The 13,381-nt window shown below is 71.6% G+C and carries 11 protein-coding genes and 1 pseudogene; 3 read left to right on the forward strand and 9 right to left on the reverse strand.

All coding sequences use genetic code 11. The annotated features are described in order from the left end of the window. Positions 1–59 precede the first annotated feature (59 nt). On the reverse strand, positions 60–1,055 hold the full coding sequence (locus ACZ6CZ_RS18055; RefSeq protein WP_469021709.1) for a LuxR C-terminal-related transcriptional regulator: 996 nt from the start codon (positions 1,053–1,055) through the stop codon (positions 60–62). A gap of 922 nt (positions 1,056–1,977) precedes the next feature. On the opposite strand from ACZ6CZ_RS18055, the gene ACZ6CZ_RS18060 reads away from it, so the two are divergent. After that, the gene (locus tag ACZ6CZ_RS18060) at positions 1,978–2,202 is read left to right on the forward strand and encodes a hypothetical protein (protein WP_469021712.1); all 225 of its coding nucleotides are present in this window, start codon (positions 1,978–1,980) and stop codon (positions 2,200–2,202) included. Positions 2,203–2,354: 152 nt separating this feature from the next. Here the strand turns inward: ACZ6CZ_RS18060 and ACZ6CZ_RS18065 are convergent, their stop codons facing one another. The 3 genes from ACZ6CZ_RS18065 to ACZ6CZ_RS18075 all read right to left on the reverse strand — a co-directional run bounded on the left by ACZ6CZ_RS18065 (position 2,355) and on the right by ACZ6CZ_RS18075 (position 6,954). Next, complete coding sequence (locus tag ACZ6CZ_RS18065) at positions 2,355–3,026, reverse strand: lytic polysaccharide monooxygenase auxiliary activity family 9 protein (RefSeq protein ID WP_469021714.1); 672 nt, start codon at positions 3,024–3,026, stop codon at positions 2,355–2,357. Positions 3,027–3,233: 207 nt separating this feature from the next. Next, positions 3,234–3,488: a hypothetical protein gene (locus tag ACZ6CZ_RS18070; RefSeq protein ID WP_469021717.1), complete on the reverse strand. Its 255-nt coding sequence runs from the start codon at positions 3,486–3,488 to the stop codon at positions 3,234–3,236. Between the two features lie 109 nt (positions 3,489–3,597). After that, positions 3,598–6,954, reverse strand: a complete 3,357-nt coding sequence (locus ACZ6CZ_RS18075) for a glycoside hydrolase family 3 C-terminal domain-containing protein (RefSeq protein WP_469021719.1) — start codon at positions 6,952–6,954, stop codon at positions 3,598–3,600. 1,373 nt (positions 6,955–8,327) lie between these two features. Here ACZ6CZ_RS18075 and ACZ6CZ_RS18080 point away from each other — a divergent pair. Continuing rightward, positions 8,328–8,552, forward strand: a pseudogene (locus tag ACZ6CZ_RS18080) (LD-carboxypeptidase); the annotation flags it as partial. 91 nt (positions 8,553–8,643) lie between these two features. Here the strand turns inward: ACZ6CZ_RS18080 and ACZ6CZ_RS18085 are convergent. From ACZ6CZ_RS18085 to ACZ6CZ_RS18100, 4 genes are all read right to left on the reverse strand, one after another. Beyond that, positions 8,644–8,952 carry an SCO5918 family protein gene (locus tag ACZ6CZ_RS18085; RefSeq protein WP_469021722.1) on the reverse strand — a complete coding sequence of 103 codons (309 nt, stop codon included), beginning with the start codon at positions 8,950–8,952 and terminating at the stop codon, positions 8,644–8,646. Positions 8,953–9,018: 66 nt separating this feature from the next. Continuing rightward, positions 9,019–9,423, reverse strand: a complete 405-nt coding sequence (locus ACZ6CZ_RS18090) for a CBS domain-containing protein (protein ID WP_469021724.1) — start codon at positions 9,421–9,423, stop codon at positions 9,019–9,021. 78 nt (positions 9,424–9,501) lie between these two features. After that, positions 9,502–10,995 carry a DEAD/DEAH box helicase gene (locus tag ACZ6CZ_RS18095; RefSeq protein ID WP_469021727.1) on the reverse strand — a complete coding sequence of 498 codons (1,494 nt, stop codon included), beginning with the start codon at positions 10,993–10,995 and terminating at the stop codon, positions 9,502–9,504. 361 nt (positions 10,996–11,356) lie between these two features. Then, positions 11,357–11,560, reverse strand: a complete 204-nt coding sequence (locus ACZ6CZ_RS18100; protein ID WP_121745217.1) for a cold-shock protein — start codon at positions 11,558–11,560, stop codon at positions 11,357–11,359. A gap of 856 nt (positions 11,561–12,416) precedes the next feature. Between ACZ6CZ_RS18100 and ACZ6CZ_RS18105 the strand changes: the two genes are divergently transcribed. Further along, positions 12,417–12,656, forward strand: coding sequence for a hypothetical protein (locus ACZ6CZ_RS18105; RefSeq protein ID WP_469021730.1), 240 nt, complete (start codon positions 12,417–12,419; stop codon positions 12,654–12,656). 23 nt (positions 12,657–12,679) lie between these two features. On the opposite strand, the gene ACZ6CZ_RS18110 is transcribed toward ACZ6CZ_RS18105, so the two are convergent. Continuing rightward, the gene (locus ACZ6CZ_RS18110; RefSeq protein ID WP_469021732.1) at positions 12,680–13,078 is read right to left on the reverse strand and encodes a peptidase inhibitor family I36 protein; all 399 of its coding nucleotides are present in this window, start codon (positions 13,076–13,078) and stop codon (positions 12,680–12,682) included. Positions 13,079–13,381: the final 303 nt, after the last annotated feature.

A 13,381-nucleotide genomic window follows, 5' to 3' on the forward strand; every position in this document is an offset into this window, starting at 1 on the left:
CTCGTCACCGAGGTCCGGCCCCTTCACCGTGCGACGTCCCGGCCGGGGTGCGGCCCGGTTCAGGCCACGTCCTCCGCACGGATACCGCCGCTGGCGAGCGCGAGGGCACCGAGCTGAAACCGGCTCTGGGCGCCGAAGCGGTCGGTCAGCTTCTCGGAGAGCCGGCGCACCGTGCGCAGGGAGACGTCCATACGGCGGGCCGCGGCCGCGTCCGTGAGCCCCTGCGCCCACAGCCGCAGCACGTGCTGCTCCTGCAGGGAGAGGTTGCCGCGGGTGCGCGGGCGCGCCTCCGCCAGCGGCAGGGCCTCCTTCCACAGCCGGGCGAACAGGGTCGCGAAGGCCTCCGTGACCGACTCGACGCTGCACGCCATCGCACCGACCACGCTGCGCCCGCTGGTGACCGGCACGACGGCGTGCGTACGGTCGCAGAGCATCATCCACACCGGCAGCGACGGCAGGGTGCGCACGTCGCCGCCGTACTCCCCGTACCGGCAGAGCCGTTGCGTCGCCCCGGGGTCGTTGCGGACGCTCTCCAGCACGATGGCGCGCACCGGCGTGCCACGCCGCCGCAGGATGTCGTCCACCGGCCGGCCGGCCTCGACGGCCCGTCCGTCCAGCCGCTCGTTCGGTCCCACGGTCAGCCACTCGGTCGCGCACTCCTCGGCGAGGGAGGCGACGTGCTGCCACACGGTGTCCGCGCCGGCCAGCCACTGCACGCCCGGCACGCCTCCCCGCCCGCCGCGGCCGCGCTCCGACAGCAGCTGCGTCACCTCCAGCCGGCTGCCCTCCACCTGGAGCCGGTGCCGGGCGAGTTCCTCCTGCTGCCGGGCGAGCATCGCCGCCAGGCCGACCTCCGGGTCGACCGGCCGCCAGCCGCTGGCGGTGTCCCCGGGAACGACGAGCAGCAGGGCGGACAGCCGCTCCATCCCGTCCCGCACCGTTTCCTCGGTCTCCTCCAGTTGCCGGGCCAGCTCGGCCACCGTCGCGCCGGGCCGGTCGACCATCGCGATGTACACACTCCGCGCAACGGAGTCGATACCCAGAGAGGTCCGCATGTCGAGCACTCCTGTATGTCTTGTCCTGCCGCACCTGTTGGCTGTGTGGGACACGGGTCGAAATCGGGCCGGCGGCGCTCACCGCACGGAACGGCACCTGCGGGCGTCACCCGGTCGATCCGCCGGCCTGAACCCCAGTAGACGGGAGCCGCCGCGAGGGCGGATGCGGGCGGACCCCCCAAGTTCCCACGGCGTGCACGCCGTTCGGGGCGCGGTGCGGGCACCCCACGGGCGGCGCCCGCGCCCGGCACCCCGGTCGGCGGCGCGGAGGGGCCACCCTCACCGGAGCGGTCAGACGGCGGGGTCCTCATCGGCGGGCGCGCGTCCCCCGCGATCGACGCGCCCGCGGGGGGCGCGGAGGCGCGCGGGGCCCGCCCGTTCCCCATGTCCCGACGAGCATGCCCCCATATACCTGAGCGGGCCCACCACCCGCCCCGCACCCCCGCCGGCCACCCGGCAGCCCACCCCGCACCGGACCACCCGAACGCTCCCCACCTGCGGTTTCCTCACCCGCAACCGCATCCGTCGCGACGGGCCGGCCCTCGCGCTCCCCCGCCCTCCACACCCCCTCACCCCTCAGGCGGGGGCACCGGACGGGGGCCGCCGGAAAAATATGGGGGACACTCCCCATGCACGCGTCCCGCGTTCTGTGTGACGTTGTTCCCGTGACCGAATCAGCCGCACCCGCGACTCCCCGGAGCACGAACCCACCGGCCCCCGCCCGGCGGGCCGCCGCACTCCCCCAGGCCGGTACCGGCCCCGACCCGCTCCGCGCCGGCGTCCTCCTCCCGCCGCCGCGAACCCCCGAACTCCCCTGTACCGCCCGGACCTTCGCACGCTGACAGTCACCGCGCGGCCCCCGTCGGCCCCGCCCGCGTTCTCCCTCCCGCACGCTCGCCCACAGACCAAGAGGATCTTCAACATGACCGAGTCCCGCCGCACCTCCGCCTCCGCCTCCACCGCCGCCGTCGACAGCACCGAGATCCCCGCCCGGCCGGCCGACGAGACGGACGCCGCCGGCGGAATCACCCTCTCGGGCCGCAACCGTGCCTGCGCCCGGGCCCGCGTCCTCGCCGGCATGGTCCTCACCAGCGGACTCGTCATCACCCTGTCCTCGATCGACACCTCGGTGTCGGCCCCGCACTGAACCCCGGAGCGCTCGGTGTGGCCGGGATCGCCCGGCAACTGCGGGACCGGACCGTCACCTGACCCACGAAACGCTCCAGCCGGACGCCCCGGACACAGGGGACGCGGGCCCGCCGGGAGGGGGGGGCGCGTCCGGGTGGCCGTGCCGGCCGGTCAGCTGAAGTTCACGTCACTGCACAGGAAGTACGTCTGGTCCATGTGCGACGCCTGCCAGATCGTGTAGACGACGTGGCGGCCGCTGTAGCCGGACGTGGTCACCGGGATCGAGTAGTTCTGGCTGGGCGCGTACTTGCCGGTGCGGGTGACCAGCTGCAGGTCGTTCCAGGTCAGCGGCTGGGTGGTGGGGTCGAACCCCTGCCGGGTGACGTAGACGAGGAAGTAGTCCGCGCCGTGGCTGGCCTGGTCGTACAGCTTGACGGTGAAGTTGGCGGCGATGTCCGTCGTCTTCCACGGGCCGACGGCGTCGAGCGCGTTGTAGCGGCCGCTCTCGGTGTGGCCGCCGCTGCACAGCTGGCCGTTGGGGACGACGGCCTGGAAGTTGCCGGCGGAGCCGTTGCGGTAGAGGCCGTTCCAGTTCCACATGGCATTCGGGTTGGCCTGCCAGGCCTGCCAGCACATGGGGTCCTGCTGGGCCATGGCCGGGTTCTGGAAGTCGTTGCCCCAGCGCAGCCAGCAGCCGTAGTTGCGTGAGGCGGGGTCGACGACCGAGCCGTGGGCGGAGGCCGTTCCCGCGCACGTGATCAGGCTGAACAGCACCGCTACGAGGGTGCCGAGGACGAGGGTCAGGCGGCTCCGCACGCGATAAGCATGCGCATGACAATGCATGATCTGCCTCTTTCGTGGGGGGATGTTTCTCCGTGGGGGTGTCTCATGGCAATGGGAGCGCTCCCGCGCGCTTCCGCCTTCCAGGCTGCGTGGCCCGAACCGGCGAGGCAACGCGTGTTTGCGCCAAAGCGGAAGGCGCCGACCGCACAGTGGGATCGGCCGCCGCATCCGCGGGCCTTCACGCACTGCCCAGGTGCCGAACCAGGATTAGGCGTCGCCCGCGTACAAGCTCTCGAGTTCGAGTCCGCGGACCTGCCGGTAGTCGTGCTCCAGCTGGTCCAGGCTGTCGGCGAGCAGGTAGAGGTGGCCCGGTGAGGTGAATCGGTCGACGGTTCCGCGGACCGGGGTGCCTGGTTCCAGGGCGTCGGTGGAGCCGCACAGGTAGCTGGGCAGCATACGGCGGCCGGCGCTGACCGGTTCCGGGCAGCGCCGCAGGCCCGCCGGTGAACTCAGCCGGCCCATCACCTCCTCGGCAAAGGGTGGACGGAGGGCCCCCTGCGACGCCCGAGTCCGCCGAACCGGCACCGCTGCCCCCTGCCAGGTCCGCAGGGGGCAGCGGGGGGATGTGGGGTCAGGTGTAGAGGTTGACCTCCGCTATCGACCACCAGCTGCTGGAGGTGCCGGTCTGGACGACCTTGACGTAACGGGCCGTCGTGGACGGGAAGGTCGCCGTCACCTGGGCGGCGGTCCCGGTGCCGGTGGCCACCGCGCTGCCGAAGTTCGTACCGTCGGTGGAGGTGAACACCTGGTACCCGCGTGCGTAGTCGCCCGTGCTGCCCGCCGAGTCCATGGCGAGCTTGGAGAAGGTCTTCGCCGAGCCCAGGTCGAGGGTGAACGACTCGCCGCCGGTCATCGGGGTGCCGGTGCTCCAGCGGGTGGTGGTGCTGCCGTCGAGCAGGTTGGCCGGGACGTCGCCGCCGCCGGTCGCCGACGCGGTCACCGTCCAGCCCGTGCGGGGCAGTACCGTGCCGCTGCCGCCCGTTCCACCGGTGCCGGTACCGCCGTCGGTGAAGACGTTCAGCTCGGCGATCGACCACCAGCTGGTGGAGGTGCCGGTCTGGACGACCTTGACGTAACGGGCCGTCGTGGACGGGAAGGTCGCCGTCACCTGGGCGGCCGTGCCCGTGCCGGTGGCCACCGCGCTGCCGAAGTTCGTACCGTCGGTGGAGGTGAACACCTGGTACCCGCGGGCGTAGTCGCCCGTGCTGCCCGCCGAGTCCATGACCACCCGGTCGATGCTCTTGGCCGCGCCCATGTCGAGGGTGAAGGACTGTCCGTTCGCCATCGGCGTGCCGGTGCTCCAGCGGGTGGTGGTGCTGCCGTCGAGCATGTTCGCCGGGACGTCGCCGCCGCCGGTCGCCGACGCGGTCACCGTCCAGCCCGTGCGGGGCAGGGGCGTCTGCGTGCCACCGCCCGTGCCGCCGGCGACCGTGGTGGTGCCGGTGAGCCGGATGTCCCGCGACGAGGAGCCGACGTAGACGGTGTGGGTGCCGGCGGCGGTGGTCCAGCCGTTGTCCCAGTACTGGAAGCTGCGCGCGTCCAGGGTGAGGGCGACGTGCCGGGTCTGTCCCGGGTCGAGGGTGATCCGGGTGAAACCGCGCAGGTTCTTGGGCGGTTCACCGGTCGCGCCGGGCTGGCCCACGTACACCTGCGGGACCTCGGCCCCGGCCCGGGAGCCGCTGTTGGTGACGTCGAAGCCGACCGCGACGTCGCCGTTCGCGTCCGGCGCGCCGACCGTCAGGTTGGCGTAGTCGAAGGTGGTGTACGACAGTCCGAAGCCGAACGGGAACAACGGCGCGATGTTCTGGCTGTCGTACCAGCGGTAGCCGACCTTGAGTCCCTCGGAGTACTGCACCTTCCCGTTCTGGCCGGGCCACTGGGCGGGCGAGGTGGTCGGTCCCTGGGACAGGGCGGCCGGGAACGTCACGGGGAGCTTGCCGCTGAAGTTCGTGTCGCCGAACAGCAGTGACGCGATGGCGTTGCCGTCCTCCTGGCCGGGGTACCACGCCTCGACCACGCCCTTGACCGCATCGGCCCAGGGCATGGTGACGGCCGAGCCGCTGTTGACGACGACGACCGTGTTGGGGTTGGCCGCGGCCACGTCGGTGACTAGGGTGTTCTGCGCGGCCGACAGGTTGATGCCGTTGAGGTCGCTGCCCTCGGACTCGGCGTTGGAGACGAACACGACGGCGAGCTTGGCCGCCCGTGCCGCGGCGACCGCCTGGTCGTGGGGGGTCTGGCCGGGTACGGTCCAGCCGAGCGTCGCGTTGCTGGCCCCGGCCGCGTTGTAGTAGTCGACCTCGATGCTGACGGGCTGCCCGGCGGTCAGCGTCACGCTCCCGGTGCGGGTGGTGCTGCCCTGGTTGTACCAGTTGTTGATGACCTGCTGCCCGTTGACGTAGACGCGGGAGCCGTCGTCGCTGGTCAGCGAGAGCTGGTAGGTGCCGGTGACCGGCGGCTTCAGGGTGCCGGTCCACTTGGCCGACCAGTTGGTGGCGTTGACTCCCGGGGCCGGTGACGCGCCACCCCACACGGTGTCGACGGTGGGCTCGTTGCGGGTCACCACCGGGGTGCCGGTCAGTCCGGTGTTGTTGTAGTACGACGCGGTGAGGCCGGCTCCCGTGCCGGAACTCGGCGTCAGGTAGGAGCTGTCCACCGGCGGGAGCGCCCCGTCGGCGGAGGTGCTGCCCTGCGCGTAGGTGACGTGCGCGCCGCTGCCGGCCCGGTCCTTGATGCCCTGGTAGGGCGTGACCAGATAGGGGGCGTTCACGGCTGCGCTGCCGCCGCCCTGGGTCATCGCGTTGCTGCCGGCGTCGCTGCCGATCACGGCGATCGAGTCGGTGGCGGTGCCGATCGGCAGGACCTTGCCGGTGTTCTTCAGCAGCACCGACCCCTCCTGCGCGACGAGCTTCGCGGTGGCGTTGTGAGCGGCGCTGGTCACGACCGCGTTCGCGGTGCCGGACTGCGCGTGGTCGAAGAGGCCCGCCTTGAACATGGAGGTCAGGATGCGGCGGACGTGGTCGTCGATCGTCGCCTGGGACACCTGGCCGTTGGTGACCGCGGTGGTCAGCGCCGAGCCGTAGTAGTCACTGCCGGGCATCTCCATGTCGAGGCCGTTGTTCGCCGACGCGACGGTGGAGTGGGTGGCTCCCCAGTCGGAGGTGATGAACCCCGTGAACCCCATGTCCCCCTTGAGCACCTTGTTCTGCAGTTGTCCGTTCTCGCAGGCGAAAGCACCGTTCACAGCCGAGTAGGAGCACATGGCCGAATCGGCGCCGCCCTGCTTTACCGAGGTCTCGAACGCCGGCAGGTAGATCTCCCGCTCGGTGCGGTCGGAGACGATCGCGTTGTCGGTGATGTTGTTGCGGTTGGTCTCCTGGTTGTAGACCGCGTAGTGCTTGACCTGAGCCATCGGCCCCTGGCTCTGGATGCCCCGGATGTCGGCGGCACCCATCTGACCGGCGAGGTAGGGGTCCTCACCGAAGGACTCGAACGCCCTCCCCCACTGCGGGTCCCGGACGATGTTGATGGTCGGGGCGAGCACCACGTTGGTGCCCTTGCCCCACTGCTCGGAGCCCAGCACCTGGCCGTACTGCTGCATCAGCGCGGTGTCCCAGCTCGCCGCGCCCGCGACCGGCGCCGGCAGCTGCGTGACGCCGGTGAACCCGTCCCCCGCGCCGACCGGCCCGTCCTGCAGGCGCAACGCGGGTATGCCGAGGCGGGAGTTGGCGTCGACGCAGCCGGCGTAGCCGCAGCCCTGGCCGCCGTGCATCATGGCCAGCTTCTCGGCCTGGGTCATCGCGGCCAGCAGCTCGTCGGCGCGGTCCTGCGGGGCCTGGGCGGTGTTCATCCACGGCTGGTCGGCGGCGGCCGCCTGTCCGCTGACGGCGACGCCGCTCGACACGACCAGGGCCACCGCGGTCAGCACGACCCGAACGGTGTGGCGGCGCTGCCGCACGCGGCGCCGGTGGGACCGGAGCCATCTGCCGGGGCTGGGCGGTGCGTTCATGCGTGCGCGCTCCGTTTCTGGCGACGCGGCGTCCTGAGCGGTCACCGGGTCACCGGGGCCCGGGCCGGACCGCTGGGCCGGCCGGGCGCGGGCTTGAGTGGGGAGGGGGGTGCCCGACGGCAGGCACGCCGGTGCGACGGTTGCGATCATGACCCCGCGCGACGGGCAGAACGACGTACAAGTGACGGGCAGAACAAGGTGCGACATGACGTGTGAAGCCAGAGGAGAGCGCTCTCCGCGCAGACGAGACTCGTGGATGCGTGACGTGGTGTCAAGGAATCGCACCGACTTTTCTCACGGCGTGAACTTACTGGCGTGGCAGATCCGTCGGGCGCATGGCTGGGGCGCATACGACGTTCGCGGCGGGTGACCGATGGCCGCTCCGGCGGAGGACCGGCGCCCTGCGGCGCCCCGCGCCGGCTGTCCTGCCTCGGGCTGCGCCGACCCGTACTGGAGGCATCGGCGCGGGACTTGGACGTACAGCCGACCGGTCGTCATCGCCGCGTCTCGGCGTCGTCCCCGTGGGTCTCCGGTCGCGGCGCCCGTACGCCGACGGGCCCCGGCCGCAGCGGCCGTACCGGGGGTCCGCTCGGGGTGGCGCTGCCGAACAGGAGTGAAGGCGGCGGCCACGACGACGGCCGTGAGTACGACGGCCACTGCGGTCAGCGGCCCGCGCGTGCCCAGCCGGCCGACCAGAGCGGCACCCAGGGGCGTGAGGCTGCCGTGGACGGTCCAGAACGCGGAGCTGACCCGGCCGAGCAGATGGTCCGGCGTCACCTGTTGCCGCGGGGACATCGAGCAGAAGCCCGCCAGGGCCATACCGAAGGAGTACGGGCGGATTGTCGCGGCCGCCACCGGCACACGCCTGGTGCCGCCCGGCACCAGCACCGATACCGAGCACGGACTCATCGCGCCGAGCCAGCAGGGGCCGAAACCCGAGGCGTGGCGCAGCCGTGCGGTAGCGGTGGCGGCCACGCAGGTGCCGGCTCCGGCCGGCGCGATGACGTAGCCCACTACGCGTTCTTCCTGCCGGGCACCGTTGGATCAGCACGTCGGTCATGCCGAGGCTGAGGAAGGTGGTGACGGTCAGCAGCACGGTGAGCGCCCGCAGCACCGGCGTGCGCCACAGGAACGCGGCGCCGACCCCGAAGCCGCGGCGCCGACCCCGAAGCCGGAGCGCCGGTCGGCTGCCTGGGCCGCGCCGCTCCCGGTCTCACCGGCCGGCGGCCGCGCGGCGGTCCTGAGCCTGATGAACGCAAGGCCCGCCAGGAAGACGCCGAAGCTGCCCGCGTAGGGCCCGAAGCTGGTTGTTCGAGGAACCGCTCGACGCCCAGGAGAAGGCGCTCTACCGCCGACAGCAGCGGAACGCCGTCCTGCGCGCCTTCCGGCAGTACGCGCCGGACGCGATGGTGGTGTTCGACGTCGACCTCGGCCACCCGGATCCCCAGCTCGTCATCCCTGTCGGGGGACGCATCCGGGTCGACGGTCCCGCGCGCCGGATCACGGTCACCTACTGAACCGGCTCTGTACAGCGACGCTGCCTCCGGCTCCTCCGGCTCCTCCGGCTCCTCCGGCTCCTCCGGCTCCCCGGCTTCCGCGTCCCGCCGGTCAGTTGGGCAGCGGGGAGCCCAGCAGCGCGGAGGCCCGCTGGAGCGGGTCGGCGGTCACCGGGGGCGCGGCCGGGGCGGCGGTGCGGCAGGTGAAGCCGAGCTGGGTCATGGCCCGGATGACCTCACCGCCGCTGAAATCGCGCCGGTCCTGGCGGGTGATGACCTGGCCGACCTGCTTGGCCGGGTAGTGGCGGCGTCCGATGATCACGGAATCGCCGGTGACCGGCTCGGGCTTGACGCCCTTCATCGATTCCAGCACGCCGCTCCTGGTGAGTTCGAACGGGAAGCGGGCGATGACACAACGCATGGTGCCTCACAGGGAGAAGAGCGGAGGGAGGGGAGCGGAGGGAGGGGAGCGGTTCGGTCGGGTCGTTCAGCCGGCGAGGGCGAGCACGTCCGGGGCATGGCCGACCGTCTCGGCCACGAGCAGGGCCGGGAGCCGTCGGCGACTCGTGTGCTCGGTGTCCGTCACCCTGGTCGGTGACGGGACGGACGGCCCCCGGTCGTCGGCGATGTCGCGCAGGCGGACCCGGTCGGTGTATCCGGAGCTGTTCCGCACGGCGGTCAGCCGGGCGTGCGTGAACAGGTCGGTGTGCTGACCGTCCTCGTCGCAGACGACGAGGTGACCCGTGCGGGCGGCGGCCATGACGGACAGCGCCACCTCGACGGTCATGTCGTCCCAGACCTGGGGCCCGGTCGTGTCCATGACGTCGGCCACCGTGCTGTGCGCCCCCGTGTCGATGCTCGTCGAGCGGAGATGTGTCTGGGTCGGCGTCAAGAGGTGCCTCCTGCAGAGATGGGTCGGCGTCCCGGCCGGGACGGTTCCGGGCTGCCGCGTCGTGATCAGGCGGTGGTTTCAGGCCGCCGCGTCGGTGACGGGGCGCCGGGCGGTCGTGCGCCGGGTGGCCGAGGCGGGGCGGCGCCGACCGCGTGAGGTCGCGGCGCGCTTGGGGCGTTCGACCACGGGTGCGGTGATGACGACCGGGATGCCGGAGGGGGCCTGGGCGCCGGTGATCCGGTGCAGGGCCTCTTCGCCGGCACGGACCTGAGTGGTCTGCGGGACGATGCCGGCCGTCGCCATGAGCCGTGTCATGGCCCGGCGCTGGCTCGGGGTGACCAGGGTGACGACGCTGCCGGACTCTCCGGCGCGGGCGGTCCTGCCGCCGCGGTGGAGGTAGTCCTTGTGGTCGGTCGGCGGGTCGACGTTGACGACCAGGTCGAGGCTGTCGACGTGGATGCCGCGCGCCGCGACGTTCGTCGCCACCAGCACGCTGACGTGCCCGGTCTTGAACTGCGTCAGCGTGCGGGTGCGCTGGGGCTGTGACTTGCCCCCGTGCAGGGCGGCGGCCCGCACCCCGCTGCTCAGCAGGTGCTCGGTGAGGCGGTCGACGGCGTGCTTGGTGTCCAGGAACATCAGCACGCGCCCGTCGCGCGCGGCGATCTCCGTGGTGGCCGCGTGCTTGTCGCTGCCGTGGACGTGGAGGACGTGGTGCTCCATCGTCGTGACCGCGCCGGCCGAGGGATCGACGGAGTGCACGACCGGGTCACTCAGGTAACGGCGCACGAGCAGATCGACGTTGCGGTCGAGCGTGGCCGAGAACAGCATGCGCTGGCCTTGCGGGCGTACCTGGTCGAGCAGGGCGGTGACCTGCGGCATGAAGCCCATGTCGGCCATCTGGTCGGCCTCGTCGAGGACGGTGACGGACACCCGGTCCAGCCGGCAGTCCCCGCGTTCGATGAGGTCCCTGAGACGTCCGGGGGTGGCGACGACGATCTCGGCGCCGCCGCGCAGCGCTGCGGCCTGCCTGCCGATCGACATCCCGCCCACCACCGTGGCCAGGCGCAGCTTCACCGAGCGGGCGTAGGGCGTGAGCGCGTCGGTGACCTGCTGCGCCAGCTCCCGCGTCGGTACGAGGATCAGCCCGAGCGGCTGCCGGGCCTCGGCGCGCTGCCCCGCCGTACGGGCGAGCAGGGCGAGGCCGAAGGCGAGGGTCTTGCCGGAACCGGTGCGCCCCCTGCCGAGGACGTCACGGCCGGCGAGGGAGTTGGGCAGCGTCGCGGCCTGGATCGGGAACGGCACGGTCACGCCCTCCGCGCGGAGCGCGGCCAGCAGCTCCGCGGGCATGTCGAGATCGGCGAAGCCAGCCGCGGCGGGCAGCGCCGGGGTGATCGTCTTCGGCAGGGCGAATTCACCCTGGACCGGGGCGGGGCGGCGGCCGGGAGCGCCGGTGCGGAACGGCCCGCCCGAGCGGCCCGGGGACGATGTGCCGAACCGGCTGCCGTTCCTTCCGGCTGTGAAGCCGCTGTTCCTGGTGGCGGTGGAGCGGTCGTTCGTGCGTGTGCGGTTCATGCGGAACCTTCCTCGATGCGGCGCATTCCAAGGAATTTCCGCAGCAGGGAGCAGCACGGAGAATCGCGAGAACAGGCCGAATGGAACGGGGCTGAAAGAATGCGGCAGTGGGCCGGCCGAAGCGGAATCTGTGCGCTTGAATTCGTTCGCTTGCATCCGTGCGTGTGAATGCATGCGTTGCGATCCGTGCGCTTCGATCCGCGCGTGCCGTTCCTGCCGTGCCCGCGTATCGCTCGCAGGTCGTCCGGCAGGCGATACCACTGCGGGACGACCGACCTGCGGGACGCGGATGTGGACGCGGACGCGGCTGGGGCCCGCACCCCGAAGGATGCGGGCCCCAGCTACGAAGTACGCGTCAGCGTCAGGCGAGGACGATGTTCTCGGCCGTCGGGCCCTTCTGGCCCTGCGCGATGTCGAAGTTCACCTTCTGGCCTTCGAGCAGCTCGCGGAAGCCCTGGGCGGCGATGTTCGAGTAGTGGGCGAACACGTCAGCGCCGCCACCGTCCTGCTCGATGAAGCCGAAACCCTTTTCCGCGTTGAACCACTTCACGGTGCCACTGGCCATTTTTGTCTCCTCGGGGCAGTGAGTCGGCATCCGCACTGTACGGACGCCCTGTCGCTGCGATGATCACCCCGCCGGAGAAAAAACCGGTGTCAAAAACCTCTTCCGGTGGCGCAAAAGCCGACCGGGAAGAACTTCACATTCGGGAACCACACCTGCAACTAGGAACGACAGTAGCACGTCCCGGCGGCCCGTGCGTGTTCATAATTCCGGCTCCGTTCGTTGCGACAGGGAAAGTGCCCGCGCGTTCCGTAAAACTCTCATGTCGCGGATACAGATAAAATGGCGCCCGGAGCGTGCCGGCCCGCGGATTCCCCGGCTTCGGCGGGGTGTCCCCCTCGTCCGCGAGAGGCCGCCGCTCACCCGGTCGCCACGAAGCCTGACGTCACTCCACGGGACGCAGGGCGTTGCGGACGGCGCGTCGCGCGGTGTGTACGGCGCCTTCCCGGGTGGCTCCGCGCAGCCCGAGGACGACTCCGGTGCTCCGAGGCGGACGCCGACGGCCGGATCGGTTCCGGGACCGAGGTGATGGACGCGGGCGGGCGGCGGGTCCTGCCGGGCTTCGTGCTCGCGCACAACCACGTCCGGCCGGGCTCGGACGAGGAGTGCGTGCAACCGGCCGGAGGCGGCTCGCGGGCGGAGGCGGCCGTCCGGATCGCCGCCTGGCGCGAGCGGCATCCGGCCTCAGCGAACTCGTCCAAGTCGGCGCCGGTGGTGCCCCGGGGATGGAACAGCGCGGCCACCAGTCGGGAGCGCGGCCGTCCTTCCTTGCGCGCCCGCACGAACATAGGGGCAGGCCGTCCGGGGAGTCCTTACCGGGCACGCCGAACGGCAGCGTGCCGCAGTCGGGGTGTCCCCGGTGGGCTGGTCGAGGGCCTGGGTGTGGGGCATCCGGCCGTCGGACAGGACGGAGCAGTCGAAGCCCTCCGGCTCGATCCACCCGGCGCAGGGACCGGGCAGCCGCGACGCCGGCCTTCTCCAGCGTTCGCTGGTCATCCTCTCCCGTGACGTCCTCACCATCGACCCGGCGGCCGTCCCCGGAACCGTGAGCGACCTCGTCATGGTCGGCGGCGAGGTCGCCCACCGGACCTCAGCGTGACCGGCGTTCGCGAGTGCCGGAGATCAGCAGGCGCCCACCCACAGGGAGCTGATGTTGTCGTTCCGGTTGTACTGCGAAGTGTCGCCCCGCCAGTTCCCCACCGGCCACGTGGCGCCGTCGCGGTTGATGTTCAACCACGTACAGAACGTTTTGCCGGTCCGGTTCCACACCGAGGAGATCTGGTCGTTGAGGTTGAAGTCCCGGAGGTCGTCGGAGCCCAGCTGGAAGCGAGCCATCCGGCCCCATCCGCCGGCGTCCTGCCACACGCAGAACCAGCCGACCGGGCAGTCCTGGTACGCGGCGGCGGTCCTCGGGGCCGCCTGGGTGACGGGTACCGCCGACGCGGCCGGGGCGGTGAGCGCGGCGGACATGGCCAGGCCCGCCGTGGCGGTGAGGGTGAGAAGTGAGCGGCGCAGCGCCATCACAGAATCCTTCGGTCGGGAACTCGTGGATCACTCCCTGCCTACTAGATCAGCCGCGCGCGGGGAGCGACATACGGAATCAGGACATTGTCCACGCATGTCGTGAAGAACACCGCAGTATGACAAGTAGTTTTATTTGGGCATGAGCCTCACACTTTCCGACGGGGTCGGGCACGGTGCCCGGACCGGTCAGCCGAGGAACTCGACCATGACGGTCGCCGTGCCGGGGACATGGCGGGCGTCGCCCGCACAGGCGACGGTGTGCTGCGAAATCTCCTGTGCAGTGCTTCTCCGTCCTGCCGC

The organism is Streptomyces sp. NPDC041135, from assembly GCF_055592085.1.

What these genes read in the sequence shown, in the direction of transcription:
- ACZ6CZ_RS18085 (WP_469021722.1), bottom strand. Translation starts at nt 8,952, where the DNA reads ATGCGTTGTGTCATCGCCCGCTTCCCGTTCGAACTCACCAGGAGCGGC.
- ACZ6CZ_RS18070 (WP_469021717.1), bottom strand. Translation starts at nt 3,488, where the DNA reads ATGGGCCGGCTGAGTTCACCGGCGGGCCTGCGGCGCTGCCCGGAACCG.
- ACZ6CZ_RS18095 (WP_469021727.1), bottom strand. Translation starts at nt 10,995, where the DNA reads ATGAACCGCACACGCACGAACGACCGCTCCACCGCCACCAGGAACAGC.
- ACZ6CZ_RS18110 (WP_469021732.1), bottom strand. Translation starts at nt 13,078, where the DNA reads ATGGCGCTGCGCCGCTCACTTCTCACCCTCACCGCCACGGCGGGCCTG.
- ACZ6CZ_RS18055 (WP_469021709.1), bottom strand. Translation starts at nt 1,055, where the DNA reads ATGCGGACCTCTCTGGGTATCGACTCCGTTGCGCGGAGTGTGTACATC.
- ACZ6CZ_RS18060 (WP_469021712.1), top strand. Translation starts at nt 1,978, where the DNA reads ATGACCGAGTCCCGCCGCACCTCCGCCTCCGCCTCCACCGCCGCCGTC.
- ACZ6CZ_RS18065 (WP_469021714.1), bottom strand. Translation starts at nt 3,026, where the DNA reads ATGCATTGTCATGCGCATGCTTATCGCGTGCGGAGCCGCCTGACCCTC.
- ACZ6CZ_RS18100 (WP_121745217.1), bottom strand. Translation starts at nt 11,560, where the DNA reads ATGGCCAGTGGCACCGTGAAGTGGTTCAACGCGGAAAAGGGTTTCGGC.